Raw genomic sequence first — 20,800 nt, 5'->3', positions numbered from 1 at the left:
GCGCCACAGTCACGCCACGGTGACGCTCCGTCCGCACCGGCGGGAAGGGCATCCCGGTCCTCGTGGGCATTCCCCGCAACACTAGAGGCGGCCCGGCCGCCCCGCATCCCGCGACGCGCCGGGATCCGGCTCAGACGGACGTGGGCGTCGTCACAGCGGCCGCCGCGGCGGTGGCGGCCTTGCGGACGGCGCCGGCGACCGCGCCCGCGACCTTGTCGTTGAAGACGGACGGGATGATGTAGTTCGCGTTGAGCTCGTCCTGACCGACGACGTCGGCCAGCGCGGTCGCGGCGGCCAGCATCATGTCGGTGTTCACCGTGCGGGACTGGGCGTCCAGCAGGCCGCGGAAGACGCCCGGGAAGACCAGCACGTTGTTGATCTGGTTCGGGAAGTCGGAGCGGCCGGTGGCCACGACGGCCGCGGTCTGGCGGGCGATCGCCGGGTCCACCTCGGGGTCCGGGTTCGCGAGCGCGAACACGATCGCACCCTCCGCCATGGCGGCGACGTCCTCGCCGGACAGCACGTTCGGGGCCGAGACGCCGATGAACACGTCGGCGCCGACGACGGCCTCCTTCAACGTGCCCGTGTAGCCCTCGGGGTTGGTGTTGTCGGCGATCCAGCGCAGCGGCGAGTCCTCGGCGGCGTCCACCAGGTCGGGCCGGCCGGCGTGCACGACGCCGTGGATGTCGGCGCTCACGACGTTCTTCACGCCGGCCGCCAGGAGCAGCTTGAGGATGGCCGTGCCGGCCGCACCGGCGCCCGACATGACGACCTTGACGTCGCCAACTGCCTTGCCCACGACGCGAAGTGCGTTGGTGAGGGCGGCGAGCACGACGATCGCGGTGCCGTGCTGGTCGTCGTGGAAGACGGGGATGTCCAGGGCCTCGCGCAGCCGGGCCTCGATCTCGAAGCAGCGCGGCGCGGAGATGTCCTCCAGGTTGATGCCGGCGAAGCCGGGGGCGATCGCCTTGACGATCTCGACGATGGCGTCGGTGTCCTGGGTGTCCAGGCAGATGGGCCACGCGTCGATGCCGGCGAACCGCTTGAAGAGGGCGGCCTTGCCCTCCATGACGGGCAGGGCGGCCTTCGGGCCGATGTTGCCCAGGCCCAGGACGGCGGAGCCGTCCGTCACGACTGCGACGGAGTTGCGCTTGATGGTGAGGCGGCGCGCGTCCTCGGGGTTCTCGGCGATCGCCATGCACACGCGGGCCACGCCCGGGGTGTAGATCATCGAGAGGTCGTCGCGGTTGCGGATGGGGTGCTTGGACGCCATCTCGATCTTGCCGCCGAGGTGCATCAGGAACGTACGGTCGGAGACCTTGCCGAGGCTGACGCCCTCGATGCCGCGGAGCTTGTCGACGATCTCGTCCGCGTGTGCGGTGGAGGTCGCGGCGATGGTGACGTCGATACGGAGCTTCTCGTGGCCGGAGGCGGTCACATCGAGGCCGGTGACCGAGCCACCGGAGGACTCCACGGCGGTGGTGAGCTGGGAGACCGCGGTTCCGCTCGCGGGCACTTCCAGGCGGACCGTCATCGAGTACGAGACGCTGGGCGCCGTTGCCATGGCCGTGTTTCCTCTTCTGTCCCTGTTTTTCGTGTACGCACAGGGCCCCGCAGCACGCCGGGTGTTGCAGGACCGTGTTGTCCGATCGTCCCACCTACTGGTCAGTAGCAGGTAACCAGCCGCGAATTTCGGAAAGACTCTTCCACCATACGAGATATAACGGGGTCGAGGAAGCGTATGCGGGCACGAAAAAGGTCCGCGCCCCTCGGCTTCGAGGGGCGCGGACCTGTGCAAGAGCATGACACCGACCCGCCATGCTCGCCTCGCGGCAAGTGGTCGCTCTAGGCGACGAAGGTTGGGCCCGGGGGCTTGGATCGAGCCGGTGTCGTACCCAGGCTAACAAAGGATCCGTCCGACCGGTCCCCCGCACGGGAGTGCGCTCCGTCCCACCACGCTTCCGGCCGCGGGCCATCCGTGACGGCGGCGCCCGCCGGGGCCGCCGTCACCCTGCCGCCGTGTGGCGGCGCGTCACGGCCGGAGCAGGGACGGCAGACCGTCCGCGTCCGGTTCGTCCCGCCCGGTGGAGATCACCGTCAGCTGCTGCGTCGCACGCGTCAGCGCCACGTAGAGCACGCGCAGGCCCGCCGGGAAGTCGCCGGCCTCGACCTCCTCGCGAGTGGTGCCGCCGGCGATCTCCGCCGGGGAGACGACCACCGTGGCGTCGTACTCCAGGCCCTTGGCCTCCAGGCTGCCCAGCGCCACCGCCCGCTCGCCGAGGTCGGCCAGCCAGCCGGCGGCCTCCTCGCGCCGCTCCATGGAGACGACCACGCCGACGGTCCCGTCGACCTGCTCCAGCAGCTGCCGCGTCTCCTCCCGCACCACGGCCCCCAGATCGCCGTCGGCGGTCGTGAACCGCGGCTCCAGACCGGTGGAGCGGACCGCGGTCGGCGGCTCCATGCCGGGCATCGCCAGCTTCAGCACCCGGGCGGCGATCTCCGCGACCTCCGCCGGGTTGCGGTAGTTCACCGTCAGGGTGAAGCGCCGGCGCGGCCGGGTGCCCAGGGCCTCGTCACGGGCGGCGGCCGCCTCCTCCAGGTCGATCCACGAGGACTGCGCCGGGTCGCCGACCACCGTCCAGGTGCCGTGCCGGCCGCGGCGGCCGACCATCCGCCACTGCATGGGCGTCAGGTCCTGCGCCTCGTCCACGATCACGTGCGCGTACTCGGTGCGCTCCGCCGCGATCCGCTCCGCCCGCTCCCACTGGCTCTCCTCGCGGACCGGCATCAGCTCCTGCAGCCCGGTCAGCTGGTCCAGCGGGTCCGCCTCCCGCTTCCGCTTCGGCCGGGCCGGGGCGCCCAGCAGCTGCTGGAGCTCGTCCAGCAGCGCGACGTCGTGGACCGACAGCGGGCCCTTGCCGTCGGGTCCGACGCGGCGCAGCGAGCGGGCCAGCCGGCGGACCTCGCGCGGGTTCAGCACCCGGCGCGACCAGCGGCCGAGGCGACGCTCGTCGCCGAGGGCACCGAGGACGCCGCGCGGGGTCAGTTCGGGCCACCAGGCGTTGAGGAAGCCGATGAAGGAGTCCTCGGTGGAGACGTCCTCGTCGAAGGCCGAGCGCAGCTCCGCCGCGAGCTCCGGGTCGCTGTGCCGGCCGGACGCGCCGGTCTTGGCGTACAGGGCGTCGAGGAGCAGCTTGCGGGCGCGCGGACGCAGCAGGTTGATCGGAGCGGTGCCGCCGAGGACGTTCTGCCGGATCCGGTTCAGCTCGTCGGCCTCCAGCTCCACGCGGCGGGAGAAGGCCACCACGCGCAGCCGCTCCGGCGCGTCGCCGAGTTCGAGCGCACCGCGGACGGCCTTGCGCAGGACCTTCAGCATCCGGGAGGAGCCCTTGATCCGGGCGACGGCCGCCTCGTCGTACGCGGTCGCCTCGGCGCCGTCGACCAGGGAGCCCAGTGCCCGGATGGCGACCTGGCCCTCCTCGCCGAGCGAGGGCAGCACGCCCTCGGTGTACGCGACGAGCAGCGGGGTCGGCGAGACGATCAGGATGCCGCCGGAGTAGCGGCGCCGGTCCTGGTAGAGCAGGTAGGCGGCGCGGTGCAGGGCGACGGCGGTCTTGCCGGTGCCGGGCCCGCCCGCGACCTCGGCGACGGACGCGGCGGGGGCGCGGATCACCAGGTCCTGCTCGGCCTGGATGGACGAGACGATGTCGCGCATGGAGTGCGTACGGGCCCGCCCGAGGGCGGCCATCAGGGCGCCGTCGCCGATCGCGGGCAGTTCGCGGCCGTCGAGGAAGGCGGTGACCTCCGGGCGCATCAGGTCGTCCTCGACGCCGAGGACCTTGCGGCCCTTGGAGCGGATGACGCGGCGCCGCACGACCCGGCCGGGCTCCTTGGGCGTGGACCGGTAGAACGGGGCGGCGGCCGGCGCGCGCCAGTCGATGACCAGCGGCGTGTAGTCGGCGTCGAGGACGCCGATGCGGCCGATGTGCAGGGTCTCGGCGATGTCGGCGACCGGGCCGGCCCCGCCCTCGCGGATCGCGTCGTCGGCGGGCTCGACGGAGGTGTACGCGCCGTCCGGGCCGCGCTCGCCGTCCTTGCCGAGCACCAGGTCGATGCGGCCGAAGAGGAAGTCCTCGAACTCGTTGTTCAGCCGGTTGAGGTGGATGCCCGCCCGGAAGACCTGCGCGTCGCGCTCGGCCAGCGCGCCGGGCGTGCCGACCTGGCCGCGCTTGGCCGCGTCGTTCATCAGGAACTCGGCCTCGTCGATCTTCTCCTCGAGGCGGCGGTACACCTGGTCCAGATGAGTCTGCTCGATCGCGATCTCCCGATCGCGGACGGAATCCGCCGTGCTGTCGACAGCGGCATCCTGCGCGGCCACCAATGGCCCCCTTCTGACGTGCATGGGCGACCGTCAACCGTACGCGAAGCCGCGGCCTGTCCGCACGCCCGTTCCGTCGACGGCGCGCGGATCACCTGGCCGGGCGGGCGGCGAGGACCCGGCGCCGGTACCGGGCGACGCGCTCGCGGTTGCCGCACACCTCGCTGGAGCACCAGCGGCGCCGGTGGCCGCGGGAAGTGTCCAGGTAGACGCGGGTGCAGCCGTCGGCCGCGCAGGAGCGCAGCAGGGCGCGGTCGCCGGGGTCGGTGAGGAGTTCCACGGCGTCCCGGGCGACGGCGGCGAGCAGTGCGCCGCACTCCACCCCGCCGCACAGCTCCCGTACGAGGTGCCCCTCCTGGTCCCGGACGGCGCACAGGCCGGGGGGTGGTCCGGCGGCCAGCGCGTTGACCCGGGCGAGTGCCCCCTCGTCGGGCCCGGACCCGGCGAGCTCGCCGCGGACCAGGCTGCCGACGTCGGCGCGCAGGGTGCGGAAGGCCGCGACCCAGTCGGGGCCCACCCGCGTGAGCGGGGTCCGGTCGGGGACGAGCCCGGCGCCGGCGAGCCAGAGCCGCAGCCCGTCGCCGTCGCGCAGTTCCTCGGCGCGCCCGACGTCCGCCGGGTCGCCGGGGGCACCGGGGGCGCCGGGGGCGCCGGCGGATCCCACGCCGGCGGGTCCTGCGGCGGCGGGCCCCGTGAAGGTGGCCAGTAGGTCCAGGCACACCCGCCCGGAGTCGAACCACATGCCCGTCACCGCCTCTTGTCCAGGGACGCGCTTTCAGAGTGCCCCTCGGCGCGTGGATGCGGAACCCCCCGTACGGGCGGCCGGTCCGGCTCCGGCGGGCGTCCTACGGCGGCGGGTCGTCGTGCAGCAGCCGCTGGAAGAGGAGGTGGTCGCGCCAGGCGCCGTTGATGTGCAGGTAGCCCGGGGCGAGGCCGATCCGGGCGAAGCCCGCCTTGGCGAGGACCCGTTGGGAGGCGGTGTTGTCGACGAGGGTCGACGCCTCCACCCGGTGGAGCCGGAGTTCGTCGCGGGCGATCCGGCACACCTCCCGGAGGGCTGCGGTGGCGACGCCCCGGCCGGCCCATTCCCGGTCGACCCAGTAGCCGACGCCGCCGCTGCGGAAGGGGCCGAGGCTGACGGAGCCGAGGTTCATCATGCCGATGGGCGCGTCCGTGGCCGCCTCGACGAGCACGTACGGGAAGAGGCGCCCCTCGTCGCGTTCGGCGAGCAGGCCCGCGATCCGGACCCGCTGGCCCTCCTCGGTGTAGAACACCTCGGACCGCCACGGCTCGAACGGCGCCATGTACGCCCGGCTGCGCACCAGCGCCTCGGCCAGCCCGGCGGCGTCGCCGGGCTCGACGCACCGCATCCCCACCCCGTCGATGATCATCCGGGCACGGTAGCCCAACCCGCTGCCCGCAGCCAGGGGTTGGCGCCGTACGGGACCGCCGGGCGCTCCGGCCGGCCCCGCCGTACGGGCGCCCGGGATCAGTGCCCCGGCGTGCACTCCCCCGCGTCCAGCGCCAGCCGGTAGCCCCGCTTGACCACCGTCTGGACGAGGTTCGGCACGCCCAGGGCGCCGCGCAGCCGGGCCATGGCCGTCTCCACGGCGTGCTCGTCCCGGCCCGCCCCGGGCAGCGCCCGCAGCAGGTCCGCCCGGGACACCACCCAACCGGGCCGCCGGGCCAGCGCCCGCAGCAGGGCCATCCCGGCCGGCGGTACGGGCCGCAGCCCGTCGTCCACGAGCGCGGCCTGGCCCCGGATCTCCAGCCGGTGCCCGGCGACCGGCAGCACCTTCGCCCGGCCGGGCAGCTCCCGGCAGAGCAGCTGCACGAGCGGGCCCAGCCGGAACCGCTCCGGCTGTACGGTGTCCACCCCGCGCGCCTGCAGCGGCACCGCCGTGACCGGTCCCACGCAGGCGGCGAGGACGCCGTCGTGCAGCCCGGCCAGCACCGGCTCCGCGAGCCCCCGCTCCTCGGCCCGGGACAGCAGCGAGGCCGCCGCCGGGGCGGAGGTGAAGCTCACCGCGTCGACCGCGCCGCCCGCCACCGCGTCCAGCAGCCGGTCCAGCGGCCCGAGGTCCTCCGGGGCCATCCACCGGTACACCGGCACCCCGACGACGTCGGCCCCGCCGGCCCGCAGCGCCTCGACGAACCCGGGCAGCGGTTCGCCGTGCAGCTGGATCGCGATGCGCCGACCGGCCACCCCGCCGGCCAGCAGCCGGTCGAGGACCTCGGCGAGGGACTCCGACTCCGGGGACCAGTCCTCCACCAGTCCGGCGGCCCGGATGGCGCCCTTCACCTTCGGCCCGCGCGCGAGGAGTTCGGCGGCGCGCAGCCGTCCGAGGAGTTCCTCGCCGATGCCCCAGCCGTCGGCGGCCTCGATCCAGCCGCGGAACCCGATGGCGGTGGTGGCGACGACGGCGTCCGGGGGGTCGGCGAGCAGTTCCCGGGTGGCGGAGAGGAGTTCGCCGTCGTCGGCCAGCGGGACGATCCGCAGCGCGGGGGCGTGCAGGACGGTGGCGCCGCGCCGGCGCAGCAGGGCGATCAGCTCGTCCGCCCGCCGGGCGGCGGTGACCCCCACGGTGAAGCCGGCCAGCGGGGCGACCGTTGCCTCCGCGGTGCCGGCGTCTGGAGCGGCGGCGGCCGTGGCGGTCGCCTTGCCGGTCGCCGTGGCGGCCGCCCTGCCGGTGGCGGTGCGCGTCGGGGTGGGGTCGTCCATGGTGACCTGCCTTGCCCAGTGGGTCGATATCACGTTCGCGACCGCGTGTCGCGCGACGGGAACCGAGCCTGTCAAGTCTGCGTGTCAGGGCCGGTTCCGCCGTATTTCGTGGCCGTAAACCGCTGTTACACCGACGTGAGCTGCGGCTTCGCTTCGACTCCGGCGTCCGGGCGGGGCGCGGCGGTGGGCCGGCGAAGGTATACCGCCCAGGTGACCGTGCCGCAGACGGCGTAGCAGCCGAGGAAGGTGACGAAGGCCGCGGTCCCGGATCCGGAGGCCCGGAAGGCCTCCCGGAAGGCCAGGTTGATGCCGAGCCCGCCGAGGGCGCCCACCGCGCCGATGAGGCCCATGGAGGCGCCGGAGAGCCGCCGTCCGTACGCCGCCGCGGCCTCGCCTCCCATGCCGCGGGCCAGGGCCTGGGCCTGGAAGATGCCGGGGATCATCTTGTAGGTGGAGCCGTTGCCGATCCCGCTGAGCACGAACAGTCCCGTGAAGCCGACGAGGAAGAGCGGCAGCGACTCCCTCAGCGAGGCGTACACGACCACCCCGGTCGCGGCGGCCATCGCCGCGAACGCGCCGAGAGTGATGCGCGCCCCGCCGAACCGGTCGGCGAGAGCACCGCCCACGGGCCGGATCAGTGATCCGAGCAGCGGTCCGACGAAGGTGAACGAGGCCGCCTGCAGCGGGGTCCGGCCGAACTGCGTCTGCAGCACCAGCCCGAAGGCGAAGCTGTAGCCGATGAAGGAGCCGAAGCTGCCGACGTACAGCAGCGCCACGATCCAGGTGTGCCGTTCGCGGACGGCCTCGCGGACGGCGCCCCCGTCGTTGCGTACGGGCGCCAGGTTGTCCATCCGCAGCAGCGCCATCACGGCCGCGACCACGATCAGCGGCAGGTAGACGGCCAGGAGCAGCCTCGGATGCCCGGCCCCGGCGGTCGCGATGACGAGCAGCGCGGCCAACTGCACCACCGGGACGCCGATGTTGCCGCCGCCGGCGTTCAGGCCGAGCGCCCAGCCCTTCTTGCGCAGCGGGAAGAAGGCGTTGATGTTCGTCATCGAGGAGGCGAAGTTGCCGCCGCCGACGCCGGTGAGGGCCGCCACGGCCAGGAAGGTGCCGTACGCGGTCCCGGGCTCCATGACGAACAGTGCGGCCACGGTCGGCGCGAGCAGCAGCAGGGCGCTGACGACGGTCCAGTTCCGGCCGCCGAACCGGGCGACGGCGAAGGTGTAGGGGATGCGGACGAGGGCGCCGACGGTGGTGGCCGTCGCGATGAGGAAGAACTTGCCGGCCGGGTCGATCCCGTACTCGGGGCCCATGAAGAGCACCATCACCGACCACAGGGACCAGACGGAGAAGCCGATGTGCTCGCTGACCACCGACCAGAGCAGGTTGCGGCGGGCGATCCGCTCCCCGGACTCCTTCCAGAAGGCCTCGTCCTCCGGGTCCCACCGCTCGATCCAGCGGCCTCCCCTGCGCGGTGCGGTCGTACCGGTCATCACACGCCTCCACAGTCCTCGGTCCGTGGTCCGACCGTAGGAACGATGCGTTTCGGCCCCGGTCCCCGCCGGATGACCGGCGGGAAACCTTGCTCTCACCCGCCGCCCGGCAGGGGTGTGAGCGCGGCGGCGGGGAGCCAGCTCCCGGCGGGGACGTCCAGCCAGCGGCGGTCGGCGGCGAGGAGCGCCGCGGCCCGGCGCAGCGCTTCCAGGCCGGGGTGCCGGAAGCCCTTGCGCCACACCATGGACAGCGGCGACAGCGGCACGGGGTCGGTCAGCGGGCACTTCACGCACCCGGGCATGTCGAGGAAGTCCACGGTGGCGAGGACCGGGTTCCGGGTCTTCGCCATCACCCGGCGGAACTCGTCCTTCCCCACGGCCACGGGCGCGGGCGGCGCCAGCGCGATCCCCCGCCCCTCGAACAGCTCGCGCGCCAGCCGCGTCCACTCCAGGGTCCGCGGGTTCCCGGCCCCGGCGTACACCCGCTCCCCGGCGAGGGCGCCGACGGCCAGCGGTCCGCCGTGCCGCTGCTCCGCGGCCAGCGGGTGCCCGTCGGGCAGCAGCACGGCGAGCGGCTCGTAGCGTACGGGCGCGTGGTCGAGGCGGGCCCGCAGCGCCGGCTCCAGGCCGCCGACGTAGCCGAACGCCACGTCGAGGCGCCCGGCGGCGACCTCGGCCGCGGCGTGCGTCAGCCCGCTCTCGAAGCGGGCCATCAGCTCGCAGTCCGGGGCGAGTTCGCGGGCCCGCTCCAGGACGGTGCGGGCGGTGCTCGGCCCGTCGGTGTTCAGGTCGACAAGCAGCGGGCGGGGGCCGGCGAAGGCGCCGGCCAGCTCCTCGTACGCGGCGAGCACCCGGCGGGCCGGCGCCAGCAGCCGCTCCCCGTCGGAGGTGAGCTCGACGGTGCGGGTGGTGCGGACGAACAGGGGCGCCCCCAGGGCCTGTTCGAGACGCCGTACGTCCCTGCTGAGGGCCTGCTGGGCGATGTACAGGCGGGCGGCGGCACGGGTGAAGTGCAGTTCCTCGGCCACGGCGAGGAACGCGCGCAGCAGTCGGGGTTCCACGTCACGGGCATTCACCCGCCGAGACTAACAACGAAACCCGGTGAATGGGCCGTGATCAGGTGTTGGACGTCCCGGCCCCCCACCCCGGATCTTGGATGACATGCCGCACACCGCCCCGCCCCCGACCCTCCCCCGCATGGCCACGACCGGCACCACGCTGGTGATCGCATCGATGCCGGACCGCCGACCGGCCAGGGCCGGCCGCACCCCCGGCCCCTACGGCCGCCTGTTCGCCCTCCCCGGCACCCGCGCCTTCACCGCCGGGAACCTGCTGGCCCGGCTCCCCATGGGCATGTTCGGCATCAGCGCCGTCATGATGATCGCCGGGCAGCGCGGCTCGTACGCCCTCGCCGGCGCGGTCACGGCCACCGGCCTCGCGGCCACCGCCGCGGTCGCCCCCTGGACCGCCCGCCTGGTGGACCGGTACGGCCAGGCCCGGATCGCCGTCCCCGCCACCCTGATCGCGGTCCTCGGCTCGCTCTCCCTCGTCCTGTGCGTCCGCTCCGGCGCCCCCGCCTGGACCCTCTTCGCCAGCTACGCGGCCACCGCCACCACGCCCAACATCGGCGGCATGTCCCGGGCCCGCTGGACCCACCTGCTGCGCGACTCCCGCTCCGCGCACCACACCGCCATGGCCTTCGAGCAGGCCGCCGACGAGCTGTGCTTCATGCTCGGCCCGGTGGTCGCGGCCGCCCTGTGCTCGGCCGTCCTCCCCGAGGCGGGCACCCTCACCGCCGCCGCCCTCCTCCTCACCGGCATGCTGGTCTTCACCGCGCAACGCTCCACGGAGCCGCCGCCGACCCGGACCGCCCGCGCCGGCACCCCCCTCGCCGAGCTCCGCCCCCTGCTCGCCCTGTTCCTCTCCCTCGGCGTGATGTTCGGAGCGATGGAGGTCGCCTCGATCGCGTACCTCGGCTCGCACGGCCTCGGCGCCGCCTCCGGCCCCGTCCTCGCCCTCCAGGCGGCCGGCTCCTGCGCGGCGGGCCTCCTCTACGGCACGCTCCGCCCGCGCACCCTCCCCACCTGCCTCGCCGCCCTCGCCGCGGCCATGGCCCTGCCCTGGGCCGCCGCCGCGACCGACTCCGTGGTCCTGCTGGGCTGCGCCCTCCTCCTGGCGGGCGTGGCCACCGCCCCGACCATGGTCACGGCGATGTCCCGCGTCCACGCCGCGACCCCGCCGACCCGACTCAACGAGGGCATGACCCTGGCGGTCACCGCCATCCTGGCCGGCATAGCCGCCGGCTCGGCCTCCGCGGGCTGGCTGATCGACCACTCGGGCACCACCGCCCCGTACGCCCTCCCGGCCGCAGCGGCCCTCACCGCCCTGGCAATCGCGGCGACCCGCATACCCCATCGCAATCCGGTACCGTAATCCGGTACGAGACCGGTACCGTTTTCCGGTACCGCTCCCGTGGTACCGGCAGGATTGGGGTGCGGAAGATGCCCATAAGCGCCAGCGAAGCCCGCAAGACACTGTTCCCGCTCATCGAGCGCGTCAACAACGACCACACCCCGGTGCGCATCAGCTCCAAGAACGGGGATGCGGTCCTCATGTCCGCCGAGGACTACGACTCCTGGCAGGAGACCGTCTACCTCCTGCGCTCGCCGGCGAACGCCCGCCGGCTCATGGAAGCCGTCGCCCGCGACCGCGAGGGATCGGCGGCGGTGACCAAGACGATGGAGGAACTCCAGGCACTGGCCGGTGACGAGTGAGGAGCGTCCACTTCGACCCGGCCGCCTGGGAGGACTTCCTGTTCTGGCTCGGAGCAGACAGGAAGATGGCGAGGAAGATCACACGGCTGATCGGCGAGCTCCAGCGGTCCCCCTTTGCGGGCATCGGCAAGCCTGAACCGCTCAAAGGCGACCTGACGGGTTACTGGTCGCGCCGGATCGACGACGAGCACCGCCTCGTCTATCGGGCCGACGACAAGGAGGTGAAAATCGTCAAGGCCCGCTACCACTACTCCGACTGACCGGACGGCCGCAGCACGACGAGGGCCCTGCAGCCTCACGCGGCCTTGCGCTTGGCGACGTCGGCGGCGCGAGCGAGGAGCTCCGCGACACCGGGAACGCGACGGTAGCCGGCCATCCCCTTCTGCAAGGCCTTCAGGTGCTCGTCCCCCCGCGTGGACGACAGGGTGGTGTGGAGGTCCAGGAACTCCGTCCACGTCTGCGCGGCGGCCTCGATGTGCCGCATCTGCATCTGCCGGTCCGCGATCACCCCCAGGGCGTGCAGTCGCCCCTGACGCTCCTGCGGGGAGCGGGCGTGGTTGGAGCGGCGCAGGGCGTCGACCGAGCCCTCCCGGTCCCCGAGCCACCACATGACGTGCGCCTCGTGGAAGTGGAAGGCCGCCTGGTCGTAGCCTCCGACCGCGTCACGGCGGTCGTCCGCCTGTGACAGCGCCGTCTCGGTCTCCCGAAGCCGGGCCAGGGCAGTGCGCCGGTCGCCGGTCATGGACGCCGCCGCGGCCTGCTGCCCGCGCAGGAACGCCACCAGGCGGGGCCCGCCGGCCGGCGCCGCCTCCGCCGCCGCGTCCGCCAGTTCCAGCGCCTTCGGCCCGTACCCGAGGTGGGACGCCTGGAGGCTCATACCGCGCAGGGTCCGGCAGTAGGTGACGTGGTCCTGGGCGGATCCGGCGAGCGCCAGCGCCTGGTGGTAGTAGCGCTGGCCAAGGCCCTGCCGTTCCTCGAACATCGCCATCCAGCCCGTGAGGTAGACCAGGTCCGAAGCGGCGGCCAGCATGCTGTTCCGCACCTGCTCCGACCCGTCCGCCCGCAGGTACGGGGTGACCGTGTTGGTGAGGAACGCGGCGGCCATCGGGCGGGCGTGCCCGGCCCCGATCTCGTCGAGGATGTCGGCGATCTTGTCGGTCATCAGGCGGACGGTCGCCACGTCGGACGCGCCGATCCGCACCGTCCGCCCGGCGGCAACGGCTTCGGCCCGGTCGGCGAAGTCCTCGAACCTGGGCACGCCGAGCGCAGCCGCGTACATCCCGGCCCCGAGGACGCTCCGCCGGGAGGGGTCCATGTCGGCCCTGCTCAGGTCCGCGACCTCGCCCACCGCGTCCCCGCCGCCTCCGCCTCCCTCTCCGGCACCGGCACCGGCCGGACCTTGAGCCGGCCAGGCCAGCTCGGTCGCCGTCACGGGCCGCCCGAGGAGCCGGGAGAGCGCCTCCACCACTGCCGGACGCGCCTCCGGCTTCGGCACGCTGCCCGCGAGCCAGTGCGAGACCGTCGTCTTGTCGTAGTACGTGGTGACACCCAGCTCCGCGCCCACGGCGTTCACGCGGCGGGCCAGCTGGGCGTTACCCGCCCCGGCCTCTGCCATGAGGCGGGCGAGGGCTTCGTTCGGTGTGCGTGTCCGTGCTGCCATCGGTGAACCCCCGAGCCGTTCAACGCGTTCAACCTTGCCGCCAGTGTGCTCCCTACTCCCCCCGCCCGTACCCGCGTTGGATGGATGCCAGCCGCAAGGAGCCGTCCGACGCGCCTCCTGTTCCGGCCATTCGGCACATCCGACCGCCGCCCGGCTGCCCGTCACTCCCGACGCGCACGTGCGGCACCACCGACACGAGGCAGGTACGCAGCCATGACCGCCAGGACCGACCAGCCCGACCCCCGCCTGCGCGTCCCCGGTGACACCCTCTCCGCCGCCACCCTCGCCCGGGCCGAGAAGGGCCTGAACCGGTTCCTCCGACAGTGGCGGACCCGCGGGCCGGCGCCGGCGGTCCGGCACGACCGTACCGGCGACCCGCAGGAAGGGCGGTGACCCGCATGGCGTCGCCCTCGCCCCGCAGCCCCTACGCCGTCGGCGATCTCGTCACCGCCGTGACCCACGTGCCGCCCGGGCAGCGGGGGCGCCAGTTGCCGATGCAGGTCAGCGGGCGGATCGTGCAGGTCGGCTCCGGCTGGGCCGGCGTGGACGCCGATCAGGCGTACGTCTGGATCCGGCTCGCCTCCGGCCGCGAGGCACTCGCGCTCATGAAGGACGTCCGGAAGCTGCAGGAATAGGCGGCGGCCGCGCATGACGAAGGCCCCGCGACCGAACCGGTCGCGGGGCCTTCGCCCACATGGGATGAGTGGAGATGGCGGGAATCGAACCCGCGTCCAACGGTGCAGAAGGAGGGCTTCTCCGAGCGCAGTCCGCTGCGCTTTTCTCGGCCCCGGAGATCACACGGACAAGTCTCCGACGGGCTCAGTCACTGTTTGGTTTCCCTCCAACCCCCGTGACCGGGGCTAGAGGTTTAGATCCCTAGTCGACGCCAGGATCCGGACCGGGACCACTTCCGGGCTGACGCTCCTCACAGAGGCTTCAGCTCACTGCTATTAGGCAGCGAGGGCGAAGCGGGAGTTATCGCTCTTGGAGTTGGCGATTATTTTTTTGCGACATGTGGTTAGCGAGATCATTGCCGCTTCCTCGGCTCGCTTCCCCTACATCGACATCCGCTGTCGAAACCGATCATCCCCATGTTGATTTTTCAAACTGCTCCACCCCCTGGGAGGTGGTGCTGAGCCCATGGTACGCGAAGTGGACCACCGGGTGCCAGGAGATTAACGCTCGCCGCGCTGCCGCCGGCGGGCGGCGGCGATCGCGCGGTTCGTCTCGCGGGTGTCCTGCTTCTCGCGGAGCGTCTGCCGCTTGTCGTACTCCTTCTTGCCCTTGGCCAGCGCGATCTCGACCTTGGCGCGGCCGTCCTTGAAGTACAGGGCCAGCGGCACGACCGTGTGGCCGGTCTCCTGCGCCTTGGACTCCAGCTTGTCGATCTCCTCCCGGTGCATCAGGAGCTTCCGCTTGCGACGGGCGCTGTGGTTCGTCCAGGTGCCCTGGCTGTACTCCGGCACGTGCACGTTGTACATCCAGGCCTCGTGGCCCTCCACCGACACGAAGCCGTCGACCAGCGAGGCCCGGCCCTGGCGCAGCGACTTCACCTCGGTGCCCATGAGCACGATGCCGCACTCGTAGGTGTCGAGGATGTGGTAGTCGTGCCGCGCCTTCTTGTTCTGGGCGATCAGCTTGCGCCCTTTTTCCTTAGCCATAGTGCGGTCATTTTCGCACTACGACCCCGCCCCGAGGCCACCCAATACCGCGCGCGCCCGCTCCTCGACGGCCGTGCCCGCCGCCACGTCCGGGGTGATGCCCTTGCCGTCGAGGCTGCGCCCGGCCGGGGTGCGGTACGTGCCGACCGTCAGCTCGGCGACCGAGCCGTCCGGGAGCTCCGTCGGCATCTGCACCGAGCCCTTGCCGAAGGTCCGCGTACCGACGGCGACGGCCCGGCCGCGGTCCTGGAGGGCTCCCGTGACGAGTTCCGCGGCGCTCATGGTGCCGCCGTCGACCAGGGTGACGAGGGGGCGGGCGGTGTCCCCGCCGGGGGCGGCGTACAGGGCGCGCTCGTCGCCGCGGACGTCGTACGTGGCGACGAGGCCGCCGTCGAGGAAGGCGGAGGCGGCGGTCACGGCCTCGGTGACCAGGCCGCCCGGGTTGCCGCGCAGGTCGAGCATGACGCCGGCGCCGGCCGGGGCGGCCTCGACGGCGGCCTTGACGCGCTCGCCGGAGCCGCGGCTGAAGGAGGCGATCTTGATGACGGTGACCCCGCCGGGCAGCTCCCGTACGGTCACGGGCTCGGTGCGCAGCCGTTCGCGGCGGAGGGTCTCGGCGCGGTCCGCGGCGCCGTCGCGGCCGAACCGCACGACCACGGGGGTACCGACCTCGCCGCGCAGGAGGGCGACGACCTCGGCGACGCGCAGCCCGGTGACGGTGCGGCCGTCGACGTCGAGCAGGCGGTCGCCGGCGCTCAGGCCGGCGCGGGCGGCGGGGCTGCCGGGCTGGACCTTGGTGATCTCTATGTGGCCGTCGGCGCGGCGCTCGGGCCACAGTCCGACGCCGGTCCAGCGGCCGTCGAGGTCGTCGGCGAGGGCGGCGTACTCGCCCTGGTCGTAGACGACGCCCCAGCGGTCGCCGCTGCGGCTGACCACCTCCTGGGCGGCCTTCTTGCCGGACTTGCCCTCGGCGACGGCCTCGGCGGCGGCGCGGGCGACTGCCTCCCGGTCGGCCGTTCCGGCGGCCGGGCCGGACGGTCCGGGGCCGGGGGCGGCGGTGTCGGCGGCCGTTAACCCGGCGCCGGCGTCGGCGCGGCTCGCGGCGCCGGCGCCGGCGCGGTCCCAACAGCCCAGGCCCGCCGCGGTGGTGACCGCCGCGACGAAGGCCAGCGTCAAAGCGGCCCCGCGACGGAGGTCGCGGGGCCGAAGACAGGAGGCGGGCAGACCCAGCATGGCGCCGAGTCTAGGACAAGCTCCGTACGGGAACGGAGGGTTGGACGGAGCTCACACGGGGCGCTTGTCACACCTTCAGGTACTTGCGCAAAGCCAGGAAGGCCGCCATGGAGGGCATCAGCACGCCGATCGCGAGCACCAGCGGCAGCTTCGTCACCACCGAGTCCCAGCCGATGAAGTTGATCAGCTCCATCTTGCTGCGCAGCGAAGCGCCGTGGTCGATGACGAAGTACTGGCCGGCGCCGAGCATCAGGCAGGCGAACACGGCCCCGATCAGGCCGGCGAACGCGGCCTCCATGATGAACGGCACCTGGATGTAGAAACTGGAGGCGCCGACCAGCCGCATGATCCCGGTCTCCCTCCGTCGGCTGAACGCCGAGACGCGGACCGTGTTGACGATCAGCAGCAGGGCGACGACCAGCATGATCAGCATGATGCCGAGGGCGGCCCAGTTGAGGTAGTTGAGCATCTGGAAGAGGTTGTCCAGCTCGCGGTGCTGGTCCTCGACCGACTGCACGCCGTCGCGGCCGGCGAACGCCGTCGTGATGACCTGGTACTTCTCCGGCTGCTTGAGCTTCACGCGGAAGGACTCGGGCATCTGGTCCGGGGTGACCACCGAGGCGAGCGCGGTGTGCCCGAACCGTTCCTTGTAGTGCTTGTAGGCCTCGTCGGCGGACTCGTAGTGGACCGTCTGGACGAGGTCCATCTTCTTCAGGTCGGTCTCGATCTGCTGCTTCTGCTCGGGCGTGACCGCGCCCTTGGCGCAGGCCTTGCCCCCGGTCTCGCTGTTCTCCGCGTCACTCTTGTTGCACAGGTAGATCGAGACGTTGACCTTGTCGTACCAGTAGCCCTTCATCTGGCTCACCTGGTCGCGCATGAGCAGGGAGCCGCCGAACAGGGCCAGCGACAGGGCCACGGAGATGATGACCGCGAAGGTCATGGTGAGATTGCGGCGGAGACCGACGCCGATCTCCGACATGACGAACTGGGCGCGCATGACGTCTGGGTGGGCCTTTCAGTGCTGGTAGCCGTAGACGCCGCGCGACTGGTCGCGTACGAGACGGCCCTGTTCGAGTTCGATGACGCGCTTGCGCATCTGGTCCACGATCTGCTGGTCGTGCGTGGCCATGATGACGGTGGTGCCGGTGCGGTTGATCCGGTCGAGCAGCTTCATGATCCCGACGGAGGTCTGCGGGTCGAGGTTGCCGGTGGGCTCGTCCGCGATCAGCAGGGAGGGGCGGTTGACGAAGGCGCGGGCGATGGCCACGCGCTGCTGCTCACCGCCGGAGAGCTCGCCCGGCATGCGGTCCTCCTTGCCGCCGAGGCCCACCAGCTCCAGGACCTGCGGGACGGCCTTGCGGATCTCGCCGCGGGGCCTGCCGATGACCTCCTGGGCGAAGGCGACGTTCTCCGCCACCGTCTTGTTGGGCAGCAGGCGGAAGTCCTGGAAGACGGTCCCCAGCTGCCGCCTCATCTGCGGGACCTTCCAGTTGGAGAGCTTGCCGAGGTCCTTGCCGAGGACGTGGACCTGGCCGTGGCTGGCCCGCTCCTCGCGCAGGATCAGCCGCAGGAAGGTGGACTTGCCGGAGCCGGAGGAGCCGACCAGGAAGACGAACTCGCCCTTCGCGATCTCCAGGGAGACATCTCTCAGTGCGGGGCGGTTCTGCTTCGGGTAGGACTTGGAGACGTTGTCGAATCGGATCACGGGTGCACCACGGTCGCCGGGAGTAGGTGTGCGTGACCATACGCGAACGGGCGCTGGGTGGGGACCCGCCGTCCGGAGTTGCCCGATATATCCCCTGGTCGGGGAGGGCCGCGTTCGCGATTGCCCGGACGGGCCGCGCCGAATGTCGCCGGAGCTGGCACAGTGGTAGGGGGAACGGCAGCGTTCCCCCAAGCGTTGTTCAAGGGGACGAGAGGAGGAGAGCGCATGACATATGACCGGCTCGTGTGCGCGAACTGCGCCGCGCCCGTCAGTCAGGGCCGCTGCCCGGTGTGCCGGGCGAACCGGGAGCGCCTCCGGCAGGAGGGCCCCTTCGCAGGCCTGAACCCCATGGCGCTCATCGCGCTCCTGGTGGTCCTTGTGGCGGCAGCCCTGGCCCTGGTGGCCCAGCAGACGGCCTAGAAGACGGGCGAACGGGCCCGCAGGGGGCGCGGGGCTCCTCGCGGCACGTCCCGGAAGCAGATGCCGAAACATGCCGAAACGGGGGCGGGCCCGGACACCATCTGGTGTCCGGGCCCGCCCCCGTTTCGCAGGACCTTCGCAGGACTACGGGACTAGGCGTCCTGCCCCTGCTCCGTCTTCTTGCGCCAGCGGATGCCGGCCTCCAGGAACCCGTCGATCTCGCCGTCCAGCACGGACTGCGGGTTGCCGACCTCGAACTCCGTCCGCAGGTCCTTGACCATCTGGTACGGGTGCAGGACGTACGAGCGCATCTGGTTGCCCCAGGAGCTGCCGCCGTCACCCTTGAGGGCGTCCATCTTGGCGCGCTCCTCCTGGCGCTGGCGCTCCAGCAGCTTGGCCTGGAGGACGTTCATCGCGCTCGCCTTGTTCTGGATCTGCGAGCGCTCGTTCTGGCAGGACACCACGATGCCGGTCGGGAGGTGCGTGATGCGCACCGCCGAGTCGGTCGTGTTGACGCCCTGGCCGCCGGGACCGGAAGCGCGGTAGACGTCGATGCGGAGCTCCGACTCGTCGATCTCGACGTGGTCGGACTGCTCGACGACCGGCAGCACCTCGACGCCGGCGAAGGAGGTCTGGCGGCGGCCCTGGTTGTCGAAGGGCGAGATGCGCACCAGGCGGTGCGTGCCCTGCTCGACCGAGAGGGTGCCGTACGCGTACGGGGCCTTGACGACGAAGGTGGTCGACTTGATGCCGGCCTCCTCCGCGTACGAGGTCTCGTAGACCTCCGTGGAGTAGCCGTGGCGCTCGGCCCAGCGCAGGTACATGCGCTGCAGCCGCTCGGCGAAGTCGGAGGCGTCCACGCCGCCGGCCTCGGCCCGGATGTTGACCAGGGCCTCGCGCTCGTCGTACTCGCCGGACAGGAGGGTGCGCACCTCCATCTCCTCCAGCGCCTTGCGGACCGCTGTGAGCTCGGTCTCCGCCTCGGCGCGGGTGTCCGGGTCGTCCATCTCCTCGGCCAGCTCGAAGAGGACGGCGAGGTCGTCGATGCGGCCCCGGAGCGTCTCGGCCTTGCGGACCTCGGCCTGGAGGTGGGAGAGCCGGCTCGTGATCTTCTGGGCAGCATCCGGGTCGTCCCACAGGGACGGGGCCGCTGCCTGCTCCTCGAGCACGGCGATGTCTGCCCTCAGCTTGTCGAGGTCCAGGACGGCCTCGATCGACCCCATGGTCGAGGAGAGGGACTTCAGCTCTTCGGAAACATCGACGACTGCCACGGGTCCAGCGTAGCCGGTCCGCGGGCAGCCCTGTCCGGGCAGTCCGGTTCACCCGTTCTGATGATGGGCAATACGGGCGTACGCTCACGGTATGACTCTCCTCCTCGTCAAGCGCCGCCATGTGGACCACATGCGTGTCACGACGACGAGCTGTCAGCCGCCGGACCGTACCCAAGCCTGATCAACCCCGATCCGACTTCGGTCCTGTACGCGGCTCACGCGGCCCCGGCGCCATCCCTGCCGGAGGCCCTCCCCCTCCGCTGCCCCGACACCTTTGGGGAACAGGACCCCGTGACATCCGAAATGGAGCCGTCATGCCGTCCGCGCACTCCCTCCCCGTCATCGATCTCTCCCAGGCCGACGACCCGGCCCAGCGGGCCGACTTCCTGAAGGCACTGCACGCCGCAGCCCGGGACACCGGCTTCCTGCACCTCACCGGGCACGGCATCACCGAAGCGGAGAGCGCTCGAATACTCGACGTGACCAGGGCTTTCTTCGCCCTCCCGGAGGCCGACAGGCTCGCCGTCAGCAACCTGAACTCGCCGCACTTCCGCGGCTACACCCGGATCGGCCACGAGCTGACCGGCGGAACCTCCGACTGGCGGGACCAGCTGGACGTCGGCGCGGAACGCCCCGCACCGGCCCTGGAACCGGGCGACCCGGCGTACCTGTGGCTGGAGGGCCCCAACCAGTGGCCGGTCGCCCTGCCGGAACTGCGCACCGTGGTCCTCGACTGGCAGTCCCGACTCGCCGCGGTCGCCCACCGGCTGCTGCAGGAACTGCTGACCTCGATCGGCGCCCCGCACGACTTCTTCGACGAGGCCTTCGCCGACCGGCCCCACCTGCACACCAAGCTGATCCGCTACCCCGGGTCCGCGCCGTCCGGCGCCGACCAGGGCGTCGGCGCCCACAAGGACTACGGGTTCCTGACCCTGCTGCTCCAGGACTCCGTGGGCGGCCTGCAGGTGGTCAAGGACGGCGGGTACGTGGACGTGCCGCCGATGCCGGGCGCGTTCGTGGTCAACCTGGGTGAGCTGCTGGAGATCGCCACCGAGGGGTACCTGACCGCCACCGACCACCGGGTGGTCAGCCCGCCGGGGGCGGTGGAACGGTACTCGGTGCCGTTCTTCTACAACCCGCGGCTGGACGCGGTCATCGACACGGTGCCGGGCGAGTACCTGCGGCACGCGCCGGGCGTGCTGCACGACGCGTCGAACCCGCTGCACGCGGAGTACGGACGCAACGAGCTGAAGGGGTGGGTGCGGGCGCACCCCGCCGTGGCGCGGCGCTGGCACCCGGAACTCGTCGCGGCGTGACTCCGCCGCCCTGAACCGCCGCCCTGCCGGGTACCGGCTCGCGTTGCCGCTGCGCGGGGCCGTTTCCCCGGCCCCGCCCCTTCCCGAAAACGGGCTTCGCCCCGGCCCGCGTTCCGGGCGCTTCGCGGCCCGGTGCGCTCAAACGCCGCGCGGGCTGGATCTCC

Annotated in this window: 20 protein-coding genes and 1 other RNA gene; 7 read left to right on the top strand and 14 right to left on the bottom strand. The window is 72.5% G+C overall.

The window, feature by feature from the left end:
* Positions 1-130: 130 nt before the first annotated feature.
* The 7 genes from ACSHWO_RS21205 to ACSHWO_RS21175 form a co-directional block, all read right to left on the bottom strand.
* Positions 131-1,564 (bottom strand): NAD-dependent malic enzyme, encoded by a 1,434-nt coding sequence (locus ACSHWO_RS21205; protein WP_438313827.1) that lies wholly within the window; start codon positions 1,562-1,564, stop codon positions 131-133.
* Positions 1,565-2,032: 468 nt separating this feature from the next.
* The gene (locus ACSHWO_RS21200) at positions 2,033-4,378 is read right to left on the bottom strand and encodes a HelD family protein (protein WP_438313824.1); all 2,346 of its coding nucleotides are present in this window, start codon (positions 4,376-4,378) and stop codon (positions 2,033-2,035) included.
* A gap of 91 nt (positions 4,379-4,469) precedes the next feature.
* Positions 4,470-5,120 (bottom strand): CGNR zinc finger domain-containing protein, encoded by a 651-nt coding sequence (locus ACSHWO_RS21195; protein ID WP_438313821.1) that lies wholly within the window; start codon positions 5,118-5,120, stop codon positions 4,470-4,472.
* A gap of 103 nt (positions 5,121-5,223) precedes the next feature.
* Positions 5,224-5,769, bottom strand: a complete 546-nt coding sequence (locus ACSHWO_RS21190) for a GNAT family N-acetyltransferase (RefSeq protein WP_385848582.1) — start codon at positions 5,767-5,769, stop codon at positions 5,224-5,226.
* A gap of 98 nt (positions 5,770-5,867) precedes the next feature.
* Positions 5,868-7,100: a uroporphyrinogen-III synthase gene (locus ACSHWO_RS21185; RefSeq protein ID WP_438313818.1), complete on the bottom strand. Its 1,233-nt coding sequence runs from the start codon at positions 7,098-7,100 to the stop codon at positions 5,868-5,870.
* Between the two features lie 125 nt (positions 7,101-7,225).
* Entirely contained in the window at positions 7,226-8,596 is a 1,371-nt protein-coding gene (locus tag ACSHWO_RS21180; protein WP_438313815.1) for a nitrate/nitrite transporter, read from the bottom strand.
* Between the two features lie 95 nt (positions 8,597-8,691).
* Positions 8,692-9,672 (bottom strand): LysR family transcriptional regulator, encoded by a 981-nt coding sequence (locus ACSHWO_RS21175; RefSeq protein ID WP_438313812.1) that lies wholly within the window; start codon positions 9,670-9,672, stop codon positions 8,692-8,694.
* A gap of 121 nt (positions 9,673-9,793) precedes the next feature.
* Here ACSHWO_RS21175 and ACSHWO_RS21170 point away from each other — a divergent pair, with 121 nt between their 5' ends.
* The 3 genes from ACSHWO_RS21170 (at position 9,794) to ACSHWO_RS21160 (ending at position 11,630) form a co-directional block, all read left to right on the top strand.
* A complete protein-coding gene (locus ACSHWO_RS21170; protein WP_438313809.1) occupies positions 9,794-11,029 on the top strand; it encodes an MFS transporter in 1,236 nt (411 codons plus the stop codon).
* Between the two features lie 68 nt (positions 11,030-11,097).
* Positions 11,098-11,370, top strand: coding sequence for a type II toxin-antitoxin system Phd/YefM family antitoxin (locus ACSHWO_RS21165; protein ID WP_385848578.1), 273 nt, complete (start codon positions 11,098-11,100; stop codon positions 11,368-11,370).
* A complete protein-coding gene (locus ACSHWO_RS21160; protein ID WP_438313806.1) occupies positions 11,367-11,630 on the top strand; it encodes a Txe/YoeB family addiction module toxin in 264 nt (87 codons plus the stop codon). Before ACSHWO_RS21165 ends, ACSHWO_RS21160 begins: the two co-directional genes overlap by 4 nt.
* A gap of 35 nt (positions 11,631-11,665) precedes the next feature.
* On the opposite strand, the gene ACSHWO_RS21155 is transcribed toward ACSHWO_RS21160, so the two are convergent.
* Complete coding sequence (locus ACSHWO_RS21155; protein WP_438313803.1) at positions 11,666-13,030, bottom strand: hypothetical protein; 1,365 nt, start codon at positions 13,028-13,030, stop codon at positions 11,666-11,668.
* A 213-nt stretch (positions 13,031-13,243) separates the two neighbouring features.
* On the opposite strand from ACSHWO_RS21155, the gene ACSHWO_RS21150 reads away from it, so the two are divergent.
* Together ACSHWO_RS21150 and ACSHWO_RS21145 are read left to right on the top strand one after the other, a co-directional pair.
* The gene (locus ACSHWO_RS21150) at positions 13,244-13,423 is read left to right on the top strand and encodes a hypothetical protein (protein ID WP_385848575.1); all 180 of its coding nucleotides are present in this window, start codon (positions 13,244-13,246) and stop codon (positions 13,421-13,423) included.
* A complete protein-coding gene (locus ACSHWO_RS21145; RefSeq protein WP_438313800.1) occupies positions 13,420-13,665 on the top strand; it encodes a hypothetical protein in 246 nt (81 codons plus the stop codon). The genes ACSHWO_RS21150 and ACSHWO_RS21145 overlap by 4 nt, the downstream gene beginning before the upstream one ends.
* A gap of 66 nt (positions 13,666-13,731) precedes the next feature.
* Here ACSHWO_RS21145 and ssrA read toward each other — a convergent pair.
* From ssrA to ftsE, 5 genes are all read right to left on the bottom strand, one after another.
* Positions 13,732-14,121: a transfer-messenger RNA gene (gene ssrA / locus ACSHWO_RS21140) on the bottom strand.
* Positions 14,122-14,205: 84 nt separating this feature from the next.
* Positions 14,206-14,691 carry an SsrA-binding protein SmpB gene (smpB, locus tag ACSHWO_RS21135; RefSeq protein WP_361084750.1) on the bottom strand — a complete coding sequence of 162 codons (486 nt, stop codon included), beginning with the start codon at positions 14,689-14,691 and terminating at the stop codon, positions 14,206-14,208.
* An 18-nt stretch (positions 14,692-14,709) separates the two neighbouring features.
* Positions 14,710-15,924 (bottom strand): S41 family peptidase, encoded by a 1,215-nt coding sequence (locus ACSHWO_RS21130; protein WP_438313796.1) that lies wholly within the window; start codon positions 15,922-15,924, stop codon positions 14,710-14,712.
* Between the two features lie 67 nt (positions 15,925-15,991).
* Positions 15,992-16,921 (bottom strand): permease-like cell division protein FtsX, encoded by a 930-nt coding sequence (gene ftsX / locus ACSHWO_RS21125; protein WP_438313793.1) that lies wholly within the window; start codon positions 16,919-16,921, stop codon positions 15,992-15,994.
* Between the two features lie 18 nt (positions 16,922-16,939).
* Positions 16,940-17,629 (bottom strand): cell division ATP-binding protein FtsE, encoded by a 690-nt coding sequence (ftsE, locus tag ACSHWO_RS21120; RefSeq protein WP_361084760.1) that lies wholly within the window; start codon positions 17,627-17,629, stop codon positions 16,940-16,942.
* A 225-nt stretch (positions 17,630-17,854) separates the two neighbouring features.
* Here ftsE and ACSHWO_RS21115 point away from each other — a divergent pair, with 225 nt between their 5' ends.
* On the top strand, positions 17,855-18,049 hold the full coding sequence (locus tag ACSHWO_RS21115; protein WP_179177185.1) for a hypothetical protein: 195 nt from the start codon (positions 17,855-17,857) through the stop codon (positions 18,047-18,049).
* A gap of 152 nt (positions 18,050-18,201) precedes the next feature.
* On the opposite strand, the gene prfB is transcribed toward ACSHWO_RS21115, so the two are convergent.
* Complete coding sequence (prfB, locus tag ACSHWO_RS21110; protein WP_385848571.1) at positions 18,202-19,320, bottom strand: peptide chain release factor 2; 1,119 nt, start codon at positions 19,318-19,320, stop codon at positions 18,202-18,204.
* 314 nt (positions 19,321-19,634) lie between these two features.
* On the opposite strand from prfB, the gene ACSHWO_RS21105 reads away from it, so the two are divergent.
* Positions 19,635-20,636: an isopenicillin N synthase family dioxygenase gene (locus tag ACSHWO_RS21105; RefSeq protein ID WP_385848570.1), complete on the top strand. Its 1,002-nt coding sequence runs from the start codon at positions 19,635-19,637 to the stop codon at positions 20,634-20,636.
* Positions 20,637-20,800 lie beyond the last annotated feature (164 nt).

The sequence above is a fragment of the Streptomyces pallidus (ex Mingjun et al. 2026) genome, assembly GCF_051550185.1.
Classification (GTDB): domain Bacteria; phylum Actinomycetota; class Actinomycetes; order Streptomycetales; family Streptomycetaceae; genus Streptomyces.
This window is presented reverse-complemented; position numbering and strand designations above follow the sequence as displayed.

Excerpts from the sequence above, each read along its gene's own strand:
- ftsX (WP_438313793.1), bottom strand. The coding sequence starts at position 16,921 with ATGCGCGCCCAGTTCGTCATGTCGGAGATCGGCGTCGGTCTCCGCCGC.
- ACSHWO_RS21105 (WP_385848570.1), top strand. The coding sequence starts at position 19,635 with ATGCCGTCCGCGCACTCCCTCCCCGTCATCGATCTCTCCCAGGCCGAC.
- ACSHWO_RS21115 (WP_179177185.1), top strand. The coding sequence starts at position 17,855 with ATGACATATGACCGGCTCGTGTGCGCGAACTGCGCCGCGCCCGTCAGT.
- ACSHWO_RS21195 (WP_438313821.1), bottom strand. The coding sequence starts at position 5,120 with ATGTGGTTCGACTCCGGGCGGGTGTGCCTGGACCTACTGGCCACCTTC.
- ACSHWO_RS21180 (WP_438313815.1), bottom strand. The coding sequence starts at position 8,596 with ATGACCGGTACGACCGCACCGCGCAGGGGAGGCCGCTGGATCGAGCGG.
- ACSHWO_RS21190 (WP_385848582.1), bottom strand. The coding sequence starts at position 5,769 with ATGATCATCGACGGGGTGGGGATGCGGTGCGTCGAGCCCGGCGACGCC.
- ACSHWO_RS21130 (WP_438313796.1), bottom strand. The coding sequence starts at position 15,924 with ATGCTGGGTCTGCCCGCCTCCTGTCTTCGGCCCCGCGACCTCCGTCGC.
- smpB (WP_361084750.1), bottom strand. The coding sequence starts at position 14,691 with ATGGCTAAGGAAAAAGGGCGCAAGCTGATCGCCCAGAACAAGAAGGCG.
- ACSHWO_RS21170 (WP_438313809.1), top strand. The coding sequence starts at position 9,794 with ATGGCCACGACCGGCACCACGCTGGTGATCGCATCGATGCCGGACCGC.
- ACSHWO_RS21165 (WP_385848578.1), top strand. The coding sequence starts at position 11,098 with ATGCCCATAAGCGCCAGCGAAGCCCGCAAGACACTGTTCCCGCTCATC.
- ACSHWO_RS21155 (WP_438313803.1), bottom strand. The coding sequence starts at position 13,030 with ATGGCAGCACGGACACGCACACCGAACGAAGCCCTCGCCCGCCTCATG.
- ACSHWO_RS21205 (WP_438313827.1), bottom strand. The coding sequence starts at position 1,564 with ATGGCAACGGCGCCCAGCGTCTCGTACTCGATGACGGTCCGCCTGGAA.
- ACSHWO_RS21185 (WP_438313818.1), bottom strand. The coding sequence starts at position 7,100 with ATGGACGACCCCACCCCGACGCGCACCGCCACCGGCAGGGCGGCCGCC.
- ACSHWO_RS21150 (WP_385848575.1), top strand. The coding sequence starts at position 13,244 with ATGACCGCCAGGACCGACCAGCCCGACCCCCGCCTGCGCGTCCCCGGT.